Origin of the sequence: Mucilaginibacter panaciglaebae (genome assembly GCF_039539265.1) — a bacterium.
Taxonomy (GTDB): Bacteria; Bacteroidota; Bacteroidia; order Sphingobacteriales; family Sphingobacteriaceae; genus Mucilaginibacter; species Mucilaginibacter panaciglaebae.
The window spans coordinates 63820-81405 of the sequence record NZ_BAABCV010000007.1; the positions used below are offsets into that span (position 1 = coordinate 63820).

Sequence of the window (17586 nt, forward strand, 5' to 3'; positions counted from 1 at the left end):
TCTTTAACAACGATTTTAATCTGTTGAATAATTGACAATGTGCTTGTCTATTTAAATGAACCGAACCAATGGCTTTCTGACTGTTTGTTTTTCTTCAACGGATTAAAATCCGTTGCTAATGAATGTGCCGAGGCTACGACTCTTGGTTTATTCCTTTGCTATCTGTTTTTTTGAGCCTTCCTGTTCTTCTTCATCCGCCAAAATAAAAAGCGAAGCCATATTTTATTGCCGAAGTGTTTGCGTACTAGTGCCCCCCGGTCTTTCTCAAAGACCTTATCTACAGATATACTTGATACGCCTGTCTGGTTAAAGTTAGCTACCAGATGGTCTCTGAATTCAAACCGATATTCGCCGCTGTTGTACAGTTGCATATTCAACACATAATCAGCGGAGATTTTATAACGGGTGTTAAAATGATGTTTGTCGAACACTGCCCGCGGATAGATCATTGCCTGGTGGCAAAGCCCGTACTTGGCAAAGCCGTATTCGGTAACCGGAATTGTTGGTCCGCCCAGGGTCATCACCCGGCCGTAGTAAATAACATGGTCATTTTCCACTTCATAGGTCAGCTTAGTAAAATCATCGAACAAAATATCATCGGCACCTAAAAAATAGATCCAACCGCCGGTGGCGTGTTTGGTGCCTTTGTTCATGGCATCATAAATACCATCGTCCTTTTCGCTTTTCCAGTAGGCTATCCGATCGGTGTTTTGTTCAAGGATATTAACGGTGCCGTCTGTGCTTGCGCCGTCAATAACCACAATTTCAAGCGCAGGATATTTTTGTTTGTAAATGCTGTCAAGGCAGGCCTGCAGTGTGCCGGCGACATTATAGGTTACTATGACGATGGATATTTTGGGCGCGTTTGCTTTCACAATTTTAAGATATCAATTATTTATAAGGAGTAGCGTATATTTGGCCGTATCGTTATAGCACAAAGTAACGGTTTATACTATAATATCATACATGAAGGTTGCAGGGTTTACATTTATACGCAATGCTGTAAAAAACGACTATCCGGTGGTTGAAGCCATTACGTCTATTTTACCTGTTTGCGATGAATTTGTTGTGGCCCTGGGTAATAGCGACGATGATACCGAGCAATTGATCCTGGGCATCGACTCGCCAAAAATCAAGATCATTCGTACTGTTTGGAACGATGATTTGCGCGAAGGCGGAGCCGTGTTTGCGGTCGAAACTGACAAAGCCTACCAGGCTATTTCGCCTGATGCCGATTGGTGTTTTTATATCCAGGGTGATGAATGCGTGCATGAAAAATATCTTCCGGTTATTAAAAAGGAGATGGAAGAAAACCTTGACAAAAAAGAAGTCGAGGGCTTGTTATTTAAATACCTGCACTTTTATGGCTCGTATGATTACTATGGGCATTCGCGCCGTTGGTACCGCCGCGAGATACGGGTGTTGCGTAATAATAAAGGTATACATGCCTATCGCGATGCACAGGGTTTTAGATGGAATGACCGAAAGATCAACGTAAAGCTCATAGACGCTTATATTTATCATTACGGCTGGGTAAAGCCACCTGGAGGTTTAAAAAATAAGCTGCGTAGTTTTAACAAGTTTTATCATGACGATGCATGGATAGAGCAAAACGTACCCGAAACTTTTGAATTCGACTATAAAAATGCCGACAGACTCATCCTCTTTGCCGGTACGCATCCGGCAGTAATGCAAAAACGTATTGCTGCTACCAACTGGAAGCTGGACGTCGACTTTAAAAAGCTGAAGGACAAAATGACTTTTCGCCGCAGGGCGCTGCAAAAAATAGAGGACTGGACCGGCTGGCGGGTAAGCGAGTATAGAAACTATAAACTGCTTAAATGAGAAAGGTATTATACTTCTTTCCCGATAACGTAGGTAAACAAACTGCCGGCAATAAAACCCGCGCCATACAACTACTCAAATACTTAAAGGATCGGGGTTATCACGTGGACTTTGTCAGCCTGAAGCATGAAAAGATGGACATAGGCACTGAGCAGCAAACTATAGATTATTTGCTAAATAATAATTTGGCTGATAACGTTCACCTGCTGCCACGCAAGCCCGCTAAAGGCAATCCTTTAGTTTACTTTTTTAAAAATAAGCTATGGGATTTGATCTATTACTGGATGGCTTATCCATTGCGGTCAAATATACCCACATTCCTGACCATCGCTTTAAAAAACGCTTTTGAGGATATTTTGAAAGTTAATACTTATGATGACATCATTATAAGCTACGTGACCTGTGCGGGGTTAATATCTGACAGGTCATTAATAAAAGGTGCCAAAACGATAATTGATACGCACGATTTTATCACCGCGCAATTCAAATACAAAAAGAACTTTCATTTGGGTGTTACTTTGCAGGATGAGATCAGCAGGTTGAATAAATTTGATGAAGTTTGGGCGATATCGCCCGAAGAGCAATATGTCTTCGGGCAGTTTAGTAAATCAAACGTCAGGCTTGTTCCGTTGATGATTGATGCTGAGCATCTGGCCGGTAAACCAACCGTCGAAAAGAAATACGATCTGATCTACGTAGCCAGCGATAATGTACATAATAAACGCTCGGCTGATTGGTTTTTTGAAAACGTTTATCCCTTGTTGCCGCGCGACATAAAGATCTGTGTAATTGGATTGATTAATAAATCGATTCCTGAAAAGTATAAGATTGAGCAGATAGCTTATGCCGAAAGTTTGGATGATTATTACGCAGCGTCTAAAATCGCACTTTGCCCTATGCTGACGGGTACAGGTGTAAAGGTAAAGGTGGTTGAAGCTTTAGCGCATGGCCTGCCGGTAGTTTGTAACCTCCGTGGTATTGATGGCTTGCCCAATAAACGGTTGAATGGTTGCCTGGTGAGTGATGATCCGGAAGTGTTTGCCCAAAATATTGTCGCCTTACTTAACGATAAAGAATTTTACGCTTTACAGAGCGATTTTGCGAGAGATATGTTCAACCATAGCTTTAGTAAGGCGGTACTCTACAAAGAACTTGACGCAGCCTTTACCTGATGGATATTAAAAACCGCAAATTATTCAGACTGACGCGATTTGTGCTGCTTAAGCTGCCGGCGGTTTTTAGTTTCCTTGCGCTGTTTCGTAAACCTGCCAAACGTTTGTTGCTCATCAAGACGGATGCTATTGGCGATTATATCCTGTTCCGCAATTTTATTGAGATACTAAAGAAGTCGGAAAAATATAAGAACCATCAAGTAGATCTGCTCGGCAACATCCTTTGGCAGGATTTGAATGAGGCATACGACAAACAGTATCTTAACAACACCTATTTTATCAATCCTAACAGTTTTTATGAAGCACCACTGAGAACCTTAAAACAAGCCTGGCGGCTGTTTGGAAATAATTATGAGGTGGTGTTACAACCAACCTATACCCGGGTTTTTATTACCGATGGTTTCGCCGCATTGACTGGTGCCAGGGAGATCATCGGATATGAAAGCGACAATGAAGGAATCGTCCCCCGCTATAAGCAAAAGACCGACAAGTTTTATACGCAACTTTTGCCACTGGCTCCGGAACACTACTTTGAATTTAACCGCAATGTGTTTTTCTTTGAGACGGTACTTGGTGAAAAGATCGATCTGCAACGGCCGTACATTAAAGCTAATGCCGCTAACAAAAACGGTATAGCCATACTACCTGGCGCCGGCGCCTTTAAGCGCGGTTGGGAAGGAGAGAAGTTCCTGGAACTTATCAAGCGCCTAATGCAACAAACTGCCGGCCCCATATATCTTATTGGCGGACCAGGCGAAGTACAACATGGCGAATTTCTGATGCAAAACCTGCCCGAAGGAAGCGTTGAAAATAAAATCAACCAAACCACCCTGCCGCAATTGATCGATACCATAAGTAATTCGAGCTTATTGATTGCCAATGAAACCAGCGCTATCCACATAGCGGTGGCTACACGAACACCCTCAATATGTATTTTGGGTGGAGGGCATTTCGAGCGGTTTGCGCCGTATCCTGTCGGCACCCCAGGTGCGCCGGTTTGTGTTTATGAAAAATTGCCTTGTTATTATTGCAACTGGATCTGTATTTATAAAACCGAGAGCCACGAGCCCTTCCCTTGTATTTCGACAGTTAGCCTTGAAAAGGTATGGCAGGCTACTTTGCCGCTTATCTCAACACAACAGTAATTAAATAATTACGTTACCTTTGCACACTTTTATCATATTGAATGAAGACATATTTCAGGCTGCTTTCGTTTGCAAAGCCAATTGAAAAATTTGCTATCCCTTATATCATCACTACATTATTGTACGTGTTTTTCAGTACACTCAACCTGGCTCTGCTTATACCGTTATTACAGACCTTGTTTTCTGAGGGGAACGCTGATAAATGTGCAGCAGCTGCACAAACTATAGTAAAAAAGCCGTCTTTTACCAATTTAAGCGATACTTTTAATTATTACGTCCACTACTTTATCCAACATTATTCGGCCTGGACCACGCTGCAGTTTGTTTGCGGAGTGTTGGTGGTGTCGGTAATATTAGGCAATCTGTTCAGATACATATCGCAACGCATTATGGAGAACCTGCGTGTGCATACTTTGTTAAATCTGCGTAAAGCAGTTTTTGATAATGTAATGGATTTGCACCTGGGTTATTTCAGTAATGAGCGTAAAGGTGACATTATCTCAAAAGTAGCATCAGATGTGCAGGTAGTGCAGTATTCTGTTACGGCCACGCTTCAAGTTATTTTTAAAGAACCGGCGCAGTTAATATTCTTTGTGATTGCGTTATTTGCTATAAGTGCCAAGCTTACCATTTATTCTTTGTTGGTGATACCAGTGTCTGCTTTTATCATATCCCGTATTGTAAAGCGGCTTAAAGCACAGGCAATAGCATCTCAGCAAAGTTATGGCAACATGATCAGTTATCTGGATGAGGCACTGAGTGGTATAAAGATCATCAAGGCATTCAATGCTACAGGATTCATCAAGGGCCGCTTTAATCGGGAGAATGAGCATTATTCCAAAATATCGCGCTCTATGGCCCGCAGGCAACAATTGGCTTCGCCGGTATCCGAGACTTTGGGTGTTGCCATGATTGCCTGTATTGTTTTATATGGCGGATATCTGATTCTTAATAAACAATCGGGTGGCTTAACGGCCGCGGCATTTATTGGTTACATCGCCATGTTTTCGCAAGTTACCCGCCCCGCCAAAGCTATCTCCGATTCATTTAGTAATATTCACTCAGGTATAGCCGCCGGCGAACGTGTATTGGCTTTAATTGACGAAAAAGCACAGGTTACTGACCTGCCTGACGCTGTTACAGTCGACGGCTTTAACGAGGGCCTCCACTTTAAAGACGTAAGTTTTGCTTACGGCGAGCGCCAGGTATTAGCGAACATCAATTTAACCCTGCAACGTGGTAAAACAGTGGCATTGGTGGGCCCTTCGGGTGGCGGCAAATCGACTTTGATGGATCTGATCCCCCGTTTTATGGACCCGAAATCGGGTGCTGTTTATATTGACGATAAGGATATCAAACATGTTACCGCGCATTCGCTGCGCGCGTTAATGGGTACGGTAAACCAGGATTCTATCTTGTTTAACGATACCATTTACAACAACATAGCCTTTGGTAAACCAGATGCTACGCAGGCCGAAGTTGAAGCTGCCGCACGCATTGCCAATGCCCACAGCTTTATTTTAGAAACCGAGAATGGTTATAACACCAACATCGGCGACCGTGGTACTAAACTATCTGGCGGGCAGCGTCAGCGTATTTGTATTGCCCGTGCCGTATTAAGTAACCCGCCAATCATGTTACTGGATGAGGCGACATCGGCCCTGGATACAGAATCAGAAAAACTGGTACAGGACGCGTTGAATAACCTAATGAAGAACCGTACCTCGCTCATTATTGCGCATCGTTTAAGCACTATCCAAAATGCAGATATTATTGTAGTGCTGGAGAACGGGCAGATTGTAGAACAGGGCAGTCACCAGGAATTGATCAACCACAATGGCTTATACCGTAAGCTTATCGACATGCAGACTTTCAATGCTGACTAATCTCCATTTTTAAAGCATACTTCTATGAATCCGCACGAAACGCTTTACAAAACCAGGTCAGCTGTATTGTTTATTGTGTTTAACCGCCCTGCTGAGACAGCTGCCGTGTTAGAGAAGATCAGAGAGGCTCGGCCGCCACGTTTATATATTGGTGCTGATGGCCCGCGTGCCGACAGACCCGGCGAAGAAGAAATATGCCGGCAAACCCGTGAGGCGGCCCTTAAAGTTGACTGGGATTGTGAAATAAGGACATTATTTAAAGAGGACAACGTAGGCTGCAAACTGGGTGAAGCCACAGCCATGCAATGGTTTTTTGATAACGAGGAAGAAGGTATTATTTTAGAGGATGACACCTTGCCATCTAATAGTTTTTTCAGATTCTGTGATGAAATGCTGGACAGGTATCGCCACGATACCAGGATAAGGATAATTACCGGATCTAACTTTCAGCAAGGCAGGAAATGGGGTGATGCCAGTTATTATTTTTCCAACCTGATCCATTCATGGGGATGGGCCGGCTGGAGACGGGTCTGGAAAGAATACGATATCGATCTTAAACAATACGATGAAAGGGATGTCAAAGAAAAATTGTCGAATGTCTTTAATGATCAGATGATCATTGACATCTGGCATGATTTGTTTGTGCGCACAAAGTCGGGCCAGATCGATACCTGGGATTATCAATTTGGCTTTAGCAGCTTTTTTAATAATGGGCTCTGCATCATACCCAATCATAACCTGATAACCAATATAGGCTTTGGCGCAAATGCAACCAATACCTTTAACGAGGACAGCGCATTTTCGAAAATGCCGTTAGAAGAACTCGGCGTGATCAAACACCCTTTATATGTGCTCCCGGAAAAGAAAGCCGACCTGTTTACCTTGAACAAGGAGTTTTATATCGAAGAAAAAAAACGGCAGAACATACCGCGTAAGAGATTCAAACGCTGGCTTAAAGGCCTGTTTAAGAACAAGAAATAACAAAGCTGTTTTTTGGACTCAAAGTTAGGTTATACAAATATTTTGTTAATTTGAATTATACTGATAAGCCTATGCAAATACCTGTGATCTTTTTTCACTACGGAGATCCGTTATATTTAAAATATGCCCTGAAACAAGCCAGGTATTATAATCCTGATGCCGATATATACTTATTGGGCGATAAGGAAAACAATAAGTACCCATTTGTTACCCATATATCAATAGCTGCGTTTGAGCCGGCCACTGAACAGTTCAGATCCATTTATCAGCATCGTTCTGACAATGATTTGAACTACGAATTAATTTGTTTTTTGCGATGGTTTTATATCCGGGAATTTTGTAAAGCTAATGACATCGATTCATTTATTTATCTGGATTCTGACGTACTATGCTATCAAAATTTGACCGAACTGGTGCCATTGTTTAACAATTGCCGCATCGCCAATACCTGCGATGATACGGGAATGCCTGCATTTACATATTTTAGGGATAAGGGGGTGATCAATGATTTTTGCGATCATCTGATCCGTTACTATACAGACCCGGCAGCCATTGCCAGGCTTGACTACCTCTATCAACCTTTTAAAGACAACCCGCAACTTTTAGGAGGAATATCTGATATGGCCCTGTTTCACCTCTATTTCAAGGACTATCCCGAAGGTGCTATAAAGGTAGACCTGCTTACAGATGAGATCGCGGTGGACAGCAATATAAACTGTGCTGATGGTTACGAGACTGAAAACGGTATTAAAAAGATATATTGGAAAAACAATCTGCCTTATGGCAAAAATGAGGCAAGCGGTAAGTTGATAAGATTCGTGACATTACACTATCAGGCACATGCCAAAGATGCTATGCGCCAGAACTATACGGCTGAGGGCTATCAGGTAGCTAAATATTTAGAGGCCAGGGATATTAAAGGTAAAATAAAGCGAGCCAAAAAATCGATCAAAAAATATCTTAAAGGCCAGGTAAAAATTAGACCCCTATCAATTTTTTTGCCTTGGATTTACCTATAAGTATTACCACAGACCAGGTCAATGCATATAGCAGCACAAATATCGTCGCTTTTGACAGCACAAATAAGCCGACGGGCAGGTTGTTAATATCGAAGCCCAAATGCATCATTAGCTCAGGAAATAAATATACCAGCAAAATATAGTGTATCAGGTATATGCCGTAGGTGGTTTGGCGCGGTTTAAGTGAGGCCACAAACTTGTAGTTTTTAATTCTTAACAGCAGCGCAAAAAATACCAGCGAAAAAAAGATATTACTTATCCGCAGGGTATTAAACGGGTCGATGCTATGGCCGCGCAATTGCGTCATTTCATAGAGCGATGCACCAAATGTGAGCAAAACAAGGCTAACTAAAATCCAGTACGGGACTTTAGCTGCGCTATCTTCAATCCTTGTCCAGTATTTACGCAATTGTGCACCCAACCATAAAAAGAAGACAAAACCCAGGATAGCGGTGGTGTGTCTCGGGTCTATCCACTCATAATGAATATCTACCACGTAAAATAAGGTAAATAACATCAGTGTGCCACCCAGATATAATGAGTATAGGTATTTCCTGAAAATGAGCAAAATGCTAATGCTGATCAGGAAGTTGATAATGAACCAATAGCTGGTGTACAAATAAACAATTTTAACCTGCTCCAGGATGTTATGCAAGTTAAACTGGTGGTTATGATAGATACGTTGTTTGATATGCAGGTTAATGATCATGCCCAATACATACACCAAGCTCCAGAAAACCCAGGGACCAAATGTGGTTGATATACGCCGTTTTAAATATTGGGATGGCGAATAATCAGCAAATTTTTCGCCGATAAGAAAGCCTGCCAGTAAGAAGAAGGCAATAGTGCCAAATTTGGTGAACTGTATCAGGCTGATAAATACCCAGTATTTTGTAGTGCCAAAGACGATATTGGGCACGTTAAAAGCAACGCTATGCTCAGCAACGATGCTCATCATGGCCACTCCCCGTATGGCGTCTATAAAATCATAATTTTTTTTGCCGGGGGCATCGTTAATTAAGTTTTGCATAGATAGCGCAAATATAGGGATTGCGGAATTTACGGTGCGTCACAATTGTATTGTACATTGGGGGATAATAAAAAAAAGCCACCCGAGCACAACGGGTGACTTTCCACTAAATATAATTATGAGATCAGTTATATACGTATGCAAACCCAAATTGAATGTGTGGCTGCCATAAGTTCGAACGGGCATTGCCATTGACAGCCTTACCACTTAAATCGAACGATTAACCGGCAATAGATATAAATTATTTAGTAATATCTACACCTAATCCAAACATACCTTGATAGCCCAGGGTTATGCTTGTTTTATACGATCCTTATTTATAAAGGGTTTCAATTTTATCATTTTAGTTTTACTTTTGACTTCCATGACTTCTATAAAACTCCGTTTTTACTGTTGTGCCATGTTTGTAGCTATTAGTTTTACAAACACCTTTGCTCAACAGAGTAGCTATATTCAAATGCTAAGCCAGCAGAATAAATGGGTCGATTCGGTATATAAAAAGCTGACTCGCAAGCAAAGAATTGCACAGCTTTTCTTTGTCCGTGCTCATACTAATCTTGGCAAAGCTTATGAAGATTCTGTAGCTAAGGTTATTGAAACCGAACAGGTTGGCGGGGTTGTTTTTTTTCAGGGAGGGCCTGGCAGACAGTTAAATCTGATCAACCGTTATCAGCATTTGGCCCGGGTGCCGCTGCTTATTGCGCAGGATGGCGAATGGGGGTTGGGCATGCGCCTGGATTCAACGTTGTCTTATCCCTATCAGATGACATTAGGCGCTATACAGGACGATAACCTGATCTATAAAATGGGCCAGCAGGTGGCTTATGATTTTAAGCGGTTGGGTATGCAAATGAATTTTGCCCCCGATATGGACGTCAATAATAACCCCGACAATCCCGTTATTAATTACCGCAGTTTTGGCGATAATAAATATAATGTTGCCAAAAAGGGTATTGCCTATTTTAAAGGCATGCAGGACGCCGGGTTGCTAACTACCGCCAAGCACTTTCCGGGGCATGGCGATACCAATGTCGATTCACATTTTGACCTCCCTTTGTTGCCCTTTACCCGCCAGCGACTGGATTCGTTAGAAGAATACCCCTTTCGTGAAGCTATTGCAAATGGCGTAAACGGCATCATGATAGCCCATATGAGTATACCTGCCTTAGACAGTGCAAAAAACCGTCCTTCAACACTTTCGCGCAAGATAGTGACCGGTGTATTAAAAGACTCGCTGCAATTTAAGGGTCTGGTGGTTTCTGATGCAATGGAGATGAAGGCGGTCACCAAATATTTTCCTGAGGGCGAAGCCGAACTACAAGCTTTCTTAGCGGGCAATGATATCATCGAGCTTTCATTAAATCTGCATAAGTCTATCCTTAAAATAAAAAAGGCAGTGCGTAAGGGGCTGATCAGCAAAGCCGAGTTTGAGGCTAAGGTAAAAAAAGTACTGGCCGCTAAATATTGGGCCGGCTTAAACGACAGAAAGGATATGAGCCCCATAGGCCTTCCAGGCGATTTGAATCGTGACCCTGCCCGCCAGCTGATACAACAGCTAAGCGATGCCGCCGTAACTATGGTAAAAGGTACAAGCGACGGTATCAGGTTAAATCCACTGCAAAAAACGGCCATTGTGAGTATTGGCGTTGATCATTACACCACTTTTCAGCAGGAACTTGGCCGTTGGTCGTCTGCCTGCCATTTGTTTACCATTAATAAAAATACACCTGTTACTACGTTAAATCGTATACTTCAAATGCTGAAAGAGTACGATCAGGTTTATATGAGTATTAATGACACACGCATGCGCCCCGCGAGCAAACTTGATTATAGTAATGGCGTTAAAGAATTCATAGCAGCGGTATGCAGCCAAAATAAAACCATAACCAGCGTTTTTGCCAACGCCTATACCTTAGCCGGGTTACCGGGTATCGAAAAAAGCACCGGCCTGCTGGTATGTTATCAAATGAGCGACGACTTGCAGCGTTCAGCAGTTAGAGTGATAACCGGGCAGTTGAAGCCAACCGGCAGGCTGCCGGTAAGTGTAAACGTTTTCTTTACCACAGGAGCGGGCGCCAGTTTATAAAATCAATTTTATTTTCTGCGGACGGATGCATTGCGTTAGGTAGTTTGTATCCATCTTTATACGTCTGGGTGTTAGCAGATCATCTGATCCTTTATTATCTTTACTAAACATGATACCATCTAATCCCAATAAATACAATCAAAAATTTCAGGAAGCGCTGGCAGGATTAAACCCCGAGCAATTGGCTGCCGTTAATAAAATGGACGGCCCGGTGCTGGTAATTGCCGGCCCCGGTACCGGCAAAACCCAAATTCTGGCGGCTCGTATAGGCAAAATATTAACCGATACCGATGCGCTGCCCGGCGAGGTTTTGTGTTTGACTTATACTGACGCAGGCGCTGTAGCCATGCGTAAACGTTTGTTTGAGTTTATTGGTCCGGATGCTTATCGTATCCATATTTATACTTTTCACGCCTTTTGTAATGAGGTGATCCAGGAAAACCTGGAATATTTTGGTAAACTGAACCTGGAGCCGCTATCTGATTTGGAGTCGGCGATGCTATTCAGAGAGCTGGTAAATGATTTTCCCAATGATCACTTACTAAAGCGTTTTACCGGCGATATTTATTACGATGTGCCCCGGTTAAAAAGTCTTTTCTCCACCATGAAACGGGAAAACTGGAATGAGCAATTTATTAAAAAGGCTATTAACGAATATCTGGAAGATCTGCCAAATCGAGCGGAGTTTATTTACAAACGGGCCAACGTTGCCAAAGGCATCGCCGTAGGCGATTTGAAGCAAAAAGATATCGAAGCCCAGCACGAGGTAATGAAAAAACTGTTGGCCGCTGTTGCCGAGTATAATAAGTACGACGCCAAGATGAAAGCCCGCGGACGCTATGATTATGACGACATGATCATTTGGGTGCTTAAAGCCTTCCGCGAGAATGAGGAGATACTGCGCCGCTACCAGGAGCGCTATCATTACATTTTGGTGGATGAGTTTCAGGATACCAGCGGATCGCAGAATGAGCTGCTAAAGTTTTTGCTGAATTACTGGGAAACACCAAATGTGTTTGTGGTAGGCGATGACGATCAGTCCATCTTCAAATTTCAGGGGGCTAACATGAAAAACATCCTTGATTTTGCTAATGATTATGTAACCACATTGTCGACAGTGGTGCTCAAACATAACTATCGCTCCAATCAGCATATCCTGGATATTTCGCGTGCGCTGATAGACCATAACAACGAGCGATTGACCAAACAGTTAAACCTGGACAAAACGTTACAGGCCTCGCATGCACGGTTTAGTGAGTTGATCGTAAAACCAGTGATCCGCGAATATGAAAATCCCGACCAGGAAATGGTTGACGTGGCGCATAGCATCAAGCATTTAATAGACAGCGGGACTGAGCCGGGGGAGATTGCGGTCATTTACCGTAACCACAACCAGGTTGAAGACCTCATCCATTTTCTGAATGCCCAAAAAATAGCGGTAAACACCCGCCGTAAAATTGATGTGCTGACAATGCCTTTTGGCGAAAAGATTATTACCATACTGCGTTATTTGGCTATGGAACTGGATTCGCCCTATAGTGGCGACGAACTGCTGTTTCAGATACTGCATTACGACTTTTTTGATATTCCGCCTATTGAGATTGCCAAGGCCAGCGTTGCGGTATCAAAAGAAAACTTTGTGACGTCTGCTAACAATGCGCCCAAAACCTCGTTGCGCCGGTATATTTATGAGATACGTGTTCCTGCTCAGCAAGGCTTGTTTGATGCAGTGCCTAATACCAACATGAAGTATCTGCTTAACAACATCGACGAGCTTTTGCGCGATGCGGTAAGCGTTACACTACAGCAGCTTTTTCAGCAGGTGATAAGCAAGATGGGTATACTGCGGTACATTATGATGCAGCCTGATAAAGGCATGTACATGCAGATGCTCACCAATTTCTTTGATTTCTTGAAGGATGAAAGTCGAAAAAATCCGGAGTTGACCATAGGCGAGTTGCTGCAAATTATCGACACCATGAAAGATCACGGTATCCGCCTGGATTTGAACCAGGTGATTTTCTCTGAAAATGGCGTGAATTTCTTTACCGCCCATGGATCAAAAGGGCAGGAGTTTGAGCATGTGTTTTTTATAGGCTGCGATAAAAAGACGTGGGATAGTAAGGGCCGTAACACTGGCTTCAGCTATCCGGATACACTTACGCAGGCTGCTAATGATGATATTGCACAAAAAGAGGAATCGCGAAGGTTGTTTTATGTAGCGCTTACCCGCGCCAAGCAATGTCTTCATATATCGTTCGCCGGTAAAGACAAAAATGGGAAGGATCAGGAAGCTTCGCAGTTTATTGGCGAGATATTGGCACAAACCGATATGGAGGTTGAGCACCCTAAGGTTGGCGAAATGGCAATGTTAGAGTTTTATGCCACTCAGTTCAGCGAAGCGGATAAACCAAAAGTTGACCTGTTGGATAGAAATTATATCAATCAACTGCTGCAAAACTATACGCTGTCGGTTACGCATTTGAGCAATTTCCTTGATTGTCCGCTGCGCTTTTATTTTCAGTGTCTGATACGGGTACCGTCGGGGAAAAGTCCGTCGGCCACATTTGGTCAGGCGGTACACTGGGCGCTGAACAAGGCTTTCAGGTGGTTAAAGGATGATGACGATAATTTCCCGTCAACCGAGCAATTCCTGAAAGAATTTAGATGGTATATGTACCGCAACCGCGACTCATTTACAAAAGAAGATTTTAAGCTAAAAGTGGATTATGGCGATAAGATATTAGCTGATTATTACGAACAAAATGTAGACCAGTGGAATAAAGTAGCCGTAACCGAGCGCCCTATTAAAAATATCGAGGTTAAAGGCATACCGATAAAAGGTAACCTGGATAAGATTGAGTTTGTGGGCAAACAAGCTACCATTGTCGATTACAAAACAGGTAAGCTTAAAAATGCTGTCAAAAAATTAAAACGCCCCGACGATGAAAAACCCGAAGGCGGCGACTACTGGCGCCAGGCGGTGTTTTATAAAATATTGATTGACAACGACCGCACCAACGATTGGGAGGTGACTACTACTATATTTGATTTTGTGGAGCCGGTTAGCGAAGGCGAATATCATAAGGAAAAAATTGTGATAAGCCCGGAGGATATTGAAATTGTAACCGGCCAGATTGAAACCGTATATCAAAAAATCATGGCCCACGATTTCAACACCGGTTGTGGCAGAAAAGAATGTGATTGGTGCCATTTTGTGCGCAGTAATTTTAAGCAGGTAAATGATATGCTGACAATAGTGAGTGATGAGGGAGATGAATAGAAAGTTGAACAGGGTTAAAAAGGTTATTATGCCGAGCCTCCCGACGCATGAGCGTTGGCCTTACGAAATGTTATTAAGCTGTATCAATACTTTGTGTACGTAATAGAAAGAAAAAGCAAGCGCTAATGGGCAGCGATTGAGGAAAATTGACGGAAATTGTCAAAAAGAATACATAGGATGTGTTGGCCTTTGACCTCATCCTTCGGGCGCCTCAGGATGAAGCCACGCGTTTTATAATTAAGAAAGTAAAATGAAACACATCAAACTCTTATTCGTACTATGCATCGCCGTGCCTGCCATGGCGCAAACAACCATCAAACAAGACCCTGCCATTAAGCAAATGGCAGACGAGGTATCTTCAAAAAACATTGAGACGATCATTCGCAAATTGGTAAGCTTTAAAAGTCGTAATACGCTAAGCGACACCACCAGCAGGACTGAAGGCATAGGCGCGGCGCGCAACTGGATAAAAAGCGAAATGGAACGGTATGCCGCAGCATCAGGCGGAAGGATGAAAGTCGAATTTGATACTTTTACTCAACCCGCAGGCGGACGATATGATAAGCCTACCGTTTTGAAGAATGTACTGGCTATCCTGAAGGGTACTGACCCTGGTGATACGCGCGTATATATGGTTTCAGGGCATTACGACTCGAGGGTAACTAATGTAATGAATGCCAATGCTGTTGAACCCGGCGCGGTTGATGATGCCTCTGGTACGGCTGTATCTATGGAGCTATGCAGGGTAATGGCTCAGCGCTCGTTTCCGGCCACAATAATTTTTATGGCTGTACCGGGTGAGGAGCAGGGGCTGAATGGCTCGGCGCATGTGGCTAAGCGCGCCAAAGACGAACACTGGAATGTTGATGCCATGTTGAATAATGACATTGTAGGCAATACTCACGGTCAGGATAATGATTTGAAAGATAATATTCATGTGCGTGTGTTCAGCGAGGGGATACCCTCTATAGATGCTGTATTAAGAAACGATACTACACGTCGCGTAGCGGCAGCTATCAGTAGCCTGATTGGTAACGGTGGAGAGAACGATAGTCCCTCGCGCCAGCTGGCTCGTTACACAAAAGAAACTGCCGAGCGCTACGTAGACCAACTGGATGTAAAACTGATTTATCGCCGTGACCGTTTTTTAAGGGGCGGCGACCAAACCTCGTTCCAGTTGCAAGGCTTTACGGCCGTGCGTTTAACTGAAATGAATGAGGACTTTACCCATCAGCATCAAGACCTCCGTACGGAAAAGGGCATCGTTTACGGCGACTTGCCCGAGTTTGCTGATTTCAACTATATTCAAAAAGTAGCCCGCATGAATTTATCGGTGCTGGCCAATCTGGCATCGGCACCAGCGTCGCCAATCAACGTTGGCGTAACTACAACCCAACTAACCAATAATACGACACTGCAATGGCAAGATCCTAAAATTGGCAAAAAGCCTGTAGGGTACTATATCCTGATGCGCGAAACAACCAGCCCGCTGTGGGAAAGGAAGATTTATGTAACCGGCAACCAAACTACGCTGGATTACTCGAAGGATAACTATTTCTTCGCGGTACAGTCGGTAGATGCCGGGGGGCATGAAAGCTTGCCGATATATCCGAAGCCGGTGAGGTAAATGAAAATTAAGTCCTGCAGGGCTTGATCAGCAGGACTTGATATATATTATATATTGATAAATGTTCGTATTACCAAACGTCAGGTTTGCTGATTGAGCAAACTGCTTTTACCAGGTGAACGCCTTTTACAAACAATGAAGTCGCATGTACTGCAGATACAGTCACATCTTCGGCTTCATGTTTCTTTTGTTCAAACTGATAGCTAATGCCCATAATAAATGCGAACATTACAGGAACAAGTAACAGAACAAATGGATTGGTGTTTGTAAACAGCTTTTTCATTGCGATTGATTTTTTTGATGCAACAAAAGAATGCCTTTTTTACAACCTGCTAAAAACATTTATACCAACCCCCCTAAATTATAGATGAACGCCTGTTTATCCAGGTTGCCGGTTCGTCGAAGTTTATCGCCAGTTCATCGATGAAACGAGCAACTCTATCTAAATAATATAGCACGGCAATTCAAAATATTAATTTTGATGTGATGAAAAAAAGCTGGCAAATCTTCTGGCATGTATTTATTTGGGTATGTACTGTATCCTTTTTTCTGTTTATAATAAATACCAGCAATGTAATGCCAATAAAAAGTATGATGGTGAACATTGTCTTGTTTGGTATCATTAATATCAGCCTTTTTTATCTCAACTACCTGTTCTTTATTCCTCAATTTTTAAATAAGAAGCGTTACAGCGTTTATATACTGGCCATTGTAATTACTATTGTCATTTATGGGTTCGATAAATATGGCGTGGCGCTGCTTTTTAAAGAAGAGGTGCTGAGACATAAAGATATGAACGGCAATAAAAGTGTGCTTAGCTTTCTTCCATTCTTTATAAGCACGCTGTTTACCAGCACCATATTTGTACTACTGAGCATACTGCTAAAGTTTTCCGTCGATTGGTTCTTGAATGAGCGTATACAGCGCGACCTGGAGAACCAGCGCCTTACTGCCGAGCTGGCTTTTTTGAAATCGCAGATCAATCCCCACTTTTTGTTTAACTCGTTAAATAGTATTTACTCGCTGGCTTACCAGCGATCTGAGAATACGCCGGATGCTATACTCAAATTATCAGAGATAATGAGATATATGCTTTATGAATGTAATGATAATAAGGTTGATCTGACTAAAGAGCTGCAATATCTGCAAAACTACATCGATCTGCAAAAGATCCGCTTTGGCAATAAGGCTTTTATTGATTTTAAAATTGATGGCGAGGTAACAGACCAAAAAATTGTACCGTTGCTGCTCATCGCTTTTATAGAGAATGCTTTTAAGCATGGTATTGCCAATGATTCAATGTTACCCATTACCATGTTTGTGAATGTAAACCAGCAGCATTTGCAGTTTTATATCCGCAATAAAAAACACACGCATAACCGCGATTCAATAGGTGGCATTGGTTTGGCCAATGTTAAGCGCAGGCTTGATTTGCTGTATCCCGGGAAATATAATTTGGACATCAGGGATGAAAATGACACCTACACTTGCGAATTATCCTTAGTTTTATAG

The 17586-nt window shown here is 42.7% G+C and carries 13 protein-coding genes; 10 read left to right on the top strand and 3 right to left on the bottom strand.

Going from position 1 to position 17586, the window contains the following annotated elements; genetic code table 11:
- Nucleotides 1-158 precede the first annotated feature (158 nt).
- Nucleotides 159-875: a glycosyltransferase family 2 protein gene (locus ABD772_RS10825; RefSeq protein ID WP_345103903.1), complete on the bottom strand. Its 717-nt coding sequence runs from the start codon at nucleotides 873-875 to the stop codon at nucleotides 159-161.
- Between the two features lie 91 nt (nucleotides 876-966).
- Here ABD772_RS10825 and ABD772_RS10830 point away from each other — a divergent pair, with 91 nt between their 5' ends.
- The 6 genes from ABD772_RS10830 (at nucleotide 967) to ABD772_RS10855 (ending at nucleotide 8048) form a co-directional block, all read left to right on the top strand.
- Nucleotides 967-1845: a glycosyltransferase family protein gene (locus tag ABD772_RS10830; RefSeq protein WP_345103906.1), complete on the top strand. Its 879-nt coding sequence runs from the start codon at nucleotides 967-969 to the stop codon at nucleotides 1843-1845.
- Nucleotides 1842-3017 (top strand): glycosyltransferase, encoded by a 1176-nt coding sequence (locus ABD772_RS10835; RefSeq protein WP_345103909.1) that lies wholly within the window; start codon nucleotides 1842-1844, stop codon nucleotides 3015-3017. The genes ABD772_RS10830 and ABD772_RS10835 overlap by 4 nt, the downstream gene beginning before the upstream one ends.
- The gene (locus ABD772_RS10840; RefSeq protein WP_345103911.1) at nucleotides 3017-4162 is read left to right on the top strand and encodes a glycosyltransferase family 9 protein; all 1146 of its coding nucleotides are present in this window, start codon (nucleotides 3017-3019) and stop codon (nucleotides 4160-4162) included. Before ABD772_RS10835 ends, ABD772_RS10840 begins: the two co-directional genes overlap by 1 nt.
- 41 nt (nucleotides 4163-4203) lie before the next feature.
- Complete coding sequence (locus ABD772_RS10845) at nucleotides 4204-6048, top strand: ABC transporter ATP-binding protein (RefSeq protein WP_345103914.1); 1845 nt, start codon at nucleotides 4204-4206, stop codon at nucleotides 6046-6048.
- Nucleotides 6049-6072: 24 nt separating this feature from the next.
- Entirely contained in the window at nucleotides 6073-7029 is a 957-nt protein-coding gene (locus ABD772_RS10850; protein WP_345103918.1) for a nucleotide-diphospho-sugar transferase, read from the top strand.
- A 71-nt stretch (nucleotides 7030-7100) separates the two neighbouring features.
- Nucleotides 7101-8048 carry a hypothetical protein gene (locus ABD772_RS10855; RefSeq protein ID WP_345103921.1) on the top strand — a complete coding sequence of 316 codons (948 nt, stop codon included), beginning with the start codon at nucleotides 7101-7103 and terminating at the stop codon, nucleotides 8046-8048.
- Here the strand turns inward: ABD772_RS10855 and ABD772_RS10860 are convergent.
- Nucleotides 8008-9078: an acyltransferase family protein gene (locus ABD772_RS10860; RefSeq protein WP_345103924.1), complete on the bottom strand. Its 1071-nt coding sequence runs from the start codon at nucleotides 9076-9078 to the stop codon at nucleotides 8008-8010. The two genes, ABD772_RS10855 and ABD772_RS10860, sit on opposite strands and share 41 nt — an antisense overlap.
- Before the next feature lie 400 nt (nucleotides 9079-9478).
- Between ABD772_RS10860 and ABD772_RS10865 the strand changes: the two genes are divergently transcribed.
- The 3 genes from ABD772_RS10865 to ABD772_RS10875 all read left to right on the top strand — a co-directional run bounded on the left by ABD772_RS10865 (nucleotide 9479) and on the right by ABD772_RS10875 (nucleotide 16074).
- Nucleotides 9479-11164: a glycoside hydrolase family 3 protein gene (locus ABD772_RS10865; RefSeq protein WP_345103927.1), complete on the top strand. Its 1686-nt coding sequence runs from the start codon at nucleotides 9479-9481 to the stop codon at nucleotides 11162-11164.
- A gap of 109 nt (nucleotides 11165-11273) precedes the next feature.
- Complete coding sequence (locus tag ABD772_RS10870) at nucleotides 11274-14447, top strand: ATP-dependent DNA helicase (RefSeq protein ID WP_345103930.1); 3174 nt, start codon at nucleotides 11274-11276, stop codon at nucleotides 14445-14447.
- Between the two features lie 250 nt (nucleotides 14448-14697).
- Complete coding sequence (locus ABD772_RS10875) at nucleotides 14698-16074, top strand: M20/M25/M40 family metallo-hydrolase (RefSeq protein ID WP_345103933.1); 1377 nt, start codon at nucleotides 14698-14700, stop codon at nucleotides 16072-16074.
- 70 nt (nucleotides 16075-16144) lie between these two features.
- Here the strand turns inward: ABD772_RS10875 and ABD772_RS10880 are convergent, their stop codons facing one another.
- Nucleotides 16145-16357 (bottom strand): hypothetical protein, encoded by a 213-nt coding sequence (locus tag ABD772_RS10880; RefSeq protein ID WP_345103936.1) that lies wholly within the window; start codon nucleotides 16355-16357, stop codon nucleotides 16145-16147.
- A gap of 293 nt (nucleotides 16358-16650) precedes the next feature.
- Here ABD772_RS10880 and ABD772_RS10885 point away from each other — a divergent pair, with 293 nt between their 5' ends.
- The gene (locus tag ABD772_RS10885) at nucleotides 16651-17586 is read left to right on the top strand and encodes a sensor histidine kinase (protein ID WP_345103939.1); all 936 of its coding nucleotides are present in this window, start codon (nucleotides 16651-16653) and stop codon (nucleotides 17584-17586) included.

Excerpts from the sequence above, each read along its gene's own strand:
- ABD772_RS10865 (WP_345103927.1), top strand. The coding sequence starts at position 9,479 with ATGTTTGTAGCTATTAGTTTTACAAACACCTTTGCTCAACAGAGTAGC.
- ABD772_RS10855 (WP_345103921.1), top strand. The coding sequence starts at position 7,101 with ATGCAAATACCTGTGATCTTTTTTCACTACGGAGATCCGTTATATTTA.
- ABD772_RS10850 (WP_345103918.1), top strand. The coding sequence starts at position 6,073 with ATGAATCCGCACGAAACGCTTTACAAAACCAGGTCAGCTGTATTGTTT.
- ABD772_RS10860 (WP_345103924.1), bottom strand. The coding sequence starts at position 9,078 with ATGCAAAACTTAATTAACGATGCCCCCGGCAAAAAAAATTATGATTTT.
- ABD772_RS10830 (WP_345103906.1), top strand. The coding sequence starts at position 967 with ATGAAGGTTGCAGGGTTTACATTTATACGCAATGCTGTAAAAAACGAC.
- ABD772_RS10845 (WP_345103914.1), top strand. The coding sequence starts at position 4,204 with ATGAAGACATATTTCAGGCTGCTTTCGTTTGCAAAGCCAATTGAAAAA.
- ABD772_RS10840 (WP_345103911.1), top strand. The coding sequence starts at position 3,017 with ATGGATATTAAAAACCGCAAATTATTCAGACTGACGCGATTTGTGCTG.
- ABD772_RS10835 (WP_345103909.1), top strand. The coding sequence starts at position 1,842 with ATGAGAAAGGTATTATACTTCTTTCCCGATAACGTAGGTAAACAAACT.
- ABD772_RS10885 (WP_345103939.1), top strand. The coding sequence starts at position 16,651 with ATGCCAATAAAAAGTATGATGGTGAACATTGTCTTGTTTGGTATCATT.
- ABD772_RS10880 (WP_345103936.1), bottom strand. The coding sequence starts at position 16,357 with ATGAAAAAGCTGTTTACAAACACCAATCCATTTGTTCTGTTACTTGTT.
- ABD772_RS10870 (WP_345103930.1), top strand. The coding sequence starts at position 11,274 with ATGATACCATCTAATCCCAATAAATACAATCAAAAATTTCAGGAAGCG.
- ABD772_RS10875 (WP_345103933.1), top strand. The coding sequence starts at position 14,698 with ATGAAACACATCAAACTCTTATTCGTACTATGCATCGCCGTGCCTGCC.